The organism is Streptomyces sp. NPDC058964 (assembly GCF_042741275.1).
Classification (GTDB): Bacteria; Actinomycetota; Actinomycetes; order Streptomycetales; family Streptomycetaceae; genus Streptomyces.
This window is the reverse complement of record NZ_JBHYKH010000324.1, coordinates 1-3,666: the sequence shown is the minus strand read 5'-3', so window position 1 is coordinate 3,666 and position 3,666 is coordinate 1. Positions and strand designations below refer to the sequence as shown.

The following is a 3,666-nucleotide window of genomic DNA, read 5'->3' as shown; positions in this document are numbered from 1 at the left end:
CAAATCATCCCGGGCTGCTCCCGGGGGGGTGATCGTTACTGTGCGTGTGTTTAAAACCCGTTTTTACACCCCCGGTCCCAAAAATTCGCCGCCCGCTCGTCCTGCGTCAAACGCGAGCGCGGCACATGACGCCTCACGGACCCCCGGCACCAGCCGATCGTTCCCGCTCCTGCCGTGCATGTCCGGCGCCTTGTGAGTCGTCACAGCCTCCGCGCATGTGCCCCCGCACGAGGCCGAAACCACGGATGGCGGCGGGGCTGGGAAGTGATGCACCTGCTCGCCGGCCCGTTGCGCCGCGTCACCGCGGGCAGGACCTGCAGAACACGGCCATGGCGAGCCCCGCCGCAGGCTGAGCGACTCCGTGTCCGCCCCCGCCGTCCGATGCCCCCCGGCCACCTGCGGGCCGGAAGGTCGCCGGAAGCCGGGCGGGCCTGATCAAGACGACCGGCCCTTTGTGCGCCGCCCCTTCTCCCCCGTGACAGCATCGGCGCCGGCCTGGTCGACGCCTACCGCAAGCTGGGCCAAGCCGTCGTCGCCACCTCCCGCAACATCGCGTCCTCGCAGGACCCTGATGTCCTCACCGTCCAGGGCGACATCGCCGACCCCGCCACTGCCGAGCGCGTGGCGAGCGCCGTGATCGAGCGCTTCGGACGCATTGACGCCCTGGTCAACAATGCCGGCATTTTCGTGGCCAAGCCCTTCCACGAGTACACCCAGGCGGACTACGACGCCGTGACGGGCGTGAACCGGACCGGGTTCTTCCGCATCACCCAACTCGCGGTCGAGCACATGCTCCAACCGGGCGGCGGCCATGTCGTCCAGATGACCACCAGCCTGGTGGACCACGCCAGCTCCGCGGTGCCCGCCGTGCTTGCTTCGCTCACGAAGGGCGGCCTGCAGTCCGCGACCAAGGGGGTGGCCATCGAGTACGCCACCCGCGGCATCCGCAGCAACGCTGTCGCGCCGGGTGTCATCAAGACGCCGAGGCATGGCGAGGAGCACCACGAGGCCCTCGCCGACCTGCACCCGGTCGGCCGAATGGGCGAGGTGAGCGACGTCGTCGACGCGGTCGTCTACCTCGAGAACGCGCCCTTCGTCAACGGCGAGATCCTGCACGTCGACGGCGGCCAGAGCGCCGGACACTGACGTCGCACAGGTGCCCCGGGCAACACGGTCGGCGGCCCCGGGCATACCCATACGCCCCCGGCCAGGACGACCGGGCTTGTCAAATGCCGATGGGACCGGCTCCATGCAGCAGGCATCGACAGGCCGAGAGGAGCTGACGGCCATGGAAGTCGAACTGCGTCACCTGCGAGCCTTCACCGCTGTGGCACGTTTCGTTCCTTCAACAGGGCCGCCCAGCAGTCGTCGATCACGCAGCCGGCCCTCACCCTCAGCCGCACGATCGCCCAGTTGGCGGCCGCGCTGAACGTCCGCCTGCTCAACCGCGCCTTACGGCAGGTGGAACTGACCGACGCCGCCACGGAGTTCCTCCTGCGCGTGGAGGGCGTTCGACCAGGCCCTGGCCGCCGCGCGCCGCATGGTCACGCTTAGGCTCGGCTTCACCTGTCCGTTGCCGGACCCTGGGCGCAGCATGCCGTGAACGGCTTCGAGGCAGCCACCAGCGCGTCGGTCACTCTGACCCGTACCGACGATCCGGTGCAGGCTTTGCGGCAGCGGGCCGTCGACGTCGCCGTGGTCCGTGGCGTCGTCTCCCTCCTCGACCCGTACGGTCCGTCCAGCACTCCGGCTCAGGCATGGCGACCAGGAGTGCTCCCGCGGGCCGGTCACGCGCTTCGTGCCGGGGCAGGGCACACGTGCCCGTGGTCGCCCCACGAGCGTTTCCCCCGACAGACTCGCTCGACCTGCCGGGAGCGCCCGTTCCGATACACGCCCCCGGACACACCGAGGGGCGCAGGGCCTATCACCTGCTGGACCGGGGCATTCTGATCAAACCCCCGAAAGAGGTGGTCGCACTGGCCCGAGCGCGGGCGGAGAAGTGACCGCACGGACAACCGGCCGGTCGGCCTACGCCCATCGCCGCAGGTGATCTCGTCGTATCACCTTGCCCTCACACGTGCTCGACTCGCAGCCCCAGCACACCCGTACGCCGCGATGCTCTCCTCTCTCCCTCCTCCTCGGGCTTCCTTCCAACAGACGCCGCGCGCGTCTGCACAGGTCTGGGTAGCATGCGCAGCGTCATTGATGAGAGGGAGTGACCGGTTGTGACCAGCCAATCAGCCGCCACGCTCCGATCGCGGTATGTCGAGCAGGCCGCGTCGGATCTTGAGGAAAATCGCCGACGACAGCGGGAACTGACAGAGAAGCTCACGATGTTGAAGCAGGAAGAAGCCCTGCTGACGGACATTCTGACTCTCGCGAAGCGGTACGAAGGCTTGTCGGATGCGTCACGACTGCCGGAGCAGGCACAGAACGAATCGTCAGCCGGCCAAGAGGGAAGGCATGTGTCCGGCGTCGTCCCCCCTCCGTCCGGGGGGGCATCGCGACGGCTGTCCGGGGCCGCCACCCGGCGTACCATCATGGGCACGACACGGTCTGGCGCGAAGGGGAAGTCGCCTCAGCCTCTGCTCGGAGACATTCTGATGGACCTGCTCGACGCCCATGACGAGCCGCGTCTGGCCAAGGAGCTGCGGGACGAGCTCCTGGAGAAGCACCCGGACCGGGCTCCGACACCCCAGGTCGTGCGGAACACCCTCGAGTCGCTGGTCGCCAAGGGCCGCGTCCGTCGGCACCGGCAGAAGCGCTCGGTGCTGTACGCCCTCCACAAGTCCGAAGAGCGATCCACGCCCAGCGCAGGAGCGGACGCCGGCTGACCCGGACGGACCGGTCCCCGCACGGGTGCGGAGGATGTGCCCCGCCGGGCCGACCCGCGCGGGGACCATCGAGGACGGCGGGAGTGTCCGCACGGTGTTGCGGAGTCACGGTCGCGGAGTCGCGCTTCTCCATCCGAACATACCCATTTTTACTTTCCCATGCAAGTATAAGCGAACGGCCACTTATCGTATAGCGTTGCTTATCTCGCACACTTTTTCCCTGGACAGCGTTGACTCACCCTCTTTCCCCACGGCCCCGTTCGACACGGAAAAGCAAGTTCGCCGTGATCTGTGACCAGGCTGAGCCATTTACACTGTACTCATGGCAGACGTGACGACGATCAAGCCCCTCAACCGCGATGAGGAGGCCTTCCTGCGGGCCCTCGGGAGGGTAATTACGCTCCTGCCCCGAGTCGTCGACGCGGACATGCTCGAAGAACATCCGATCACCAGCACCGAATACACCGTCCTGGTGCACCTCTCGGAGGCGCCGCACAACCAGATGCGGATGAGTGAGCTCGCCAGCCTGTGCGGGCTGTCACTGAGCGGTATGACCAGGGTGGTGAACCGGCTGGAGTCGCAGTCGTTGGTGATCCGGCAGAAGGCGCCGGACGACGGAAGGGCGTGGCTCGCCGTTCTCACCAGCGCCGGATGGACGCAACTGAAGCAGGCATGGCCCACCAACCTTGCGAGTGTGCGCCGCCACGTCTTCTCCCGCCTGGAAGGCTGCGACATCGCCGCGGCCGCGGAGGTACTCGAGCGCATAGCGCCCAGCTGCTAGTCGTTACGTCGTCCGCGCGCGGGGGCGTGACCGGGTTGCCCCGCACGCCCA

At 67.8% G+C, this 3,666-nt stretch carries 4 protein-coding genes; all 4 read left to right on the top strand.

Annotation, left to right across the window (positions count from 1 at the left end; genetic code table 11):
- Positions 1-483: 483 nt before the first annotated feature.
- The 4 genes from ACFW2E_RS31170 (at position 484) to ACFW2E_RS31155 (ending at position 3,615) form a co-directional block, all read left to right on the top strand.
- A complete protein-coding gene (locus ACFW2E_RS31170) occupies positions 484-1,146 on the top strand; it encodes an SDR family NAD(P)-dependent oxidoreductase (protein WP_384470449.1) in 663 nt (220 codons plus the stop codon).
- A 114-nt stretch (positions 1,147-1,260) separates the two neighbouring features.
- Positions 1,261-1,554 carry a LysR family transcriptional regulator gene (locus tag ACFW2E_RS31165; protein WP_384470446.1) on the top strand — a complete coding sequence of 98 codons (294 nt, stop codon included), beginning with the start codon at positions 1,261-1,263 and terminating at the stop codon, positions 1,552-1,554.
- 671 nt (positions 1,555-2,225) lie between these two features.
- Positions 2,226-2,834 carry a hypothetical protein gene (locus ACFW2E_RS31160; protein WP_384470428.1) on the top strand — a complete coding sequence of 203 codons (609 nt, stop codon included), beginning with the start codon at positions 2,226-2,228 and terminating at the stop codon, positions 2,832-2,834.
- A gap of 322 nt (positions 2,835-3,156) precedes the next feature.
- A complete protein-coding gene (locus ACFW2E_RS31155; RefSeq protein ID WP_384470425.1) occupies positions 3,157-3,615 on the top strand; it encodes a MarR family winged helix-turn-helix transcriptional regulator in 459 nt (152 codons plus the stop codon).
- Positions 3,616-3,666 lie beyond the last annotated feature (51 nt).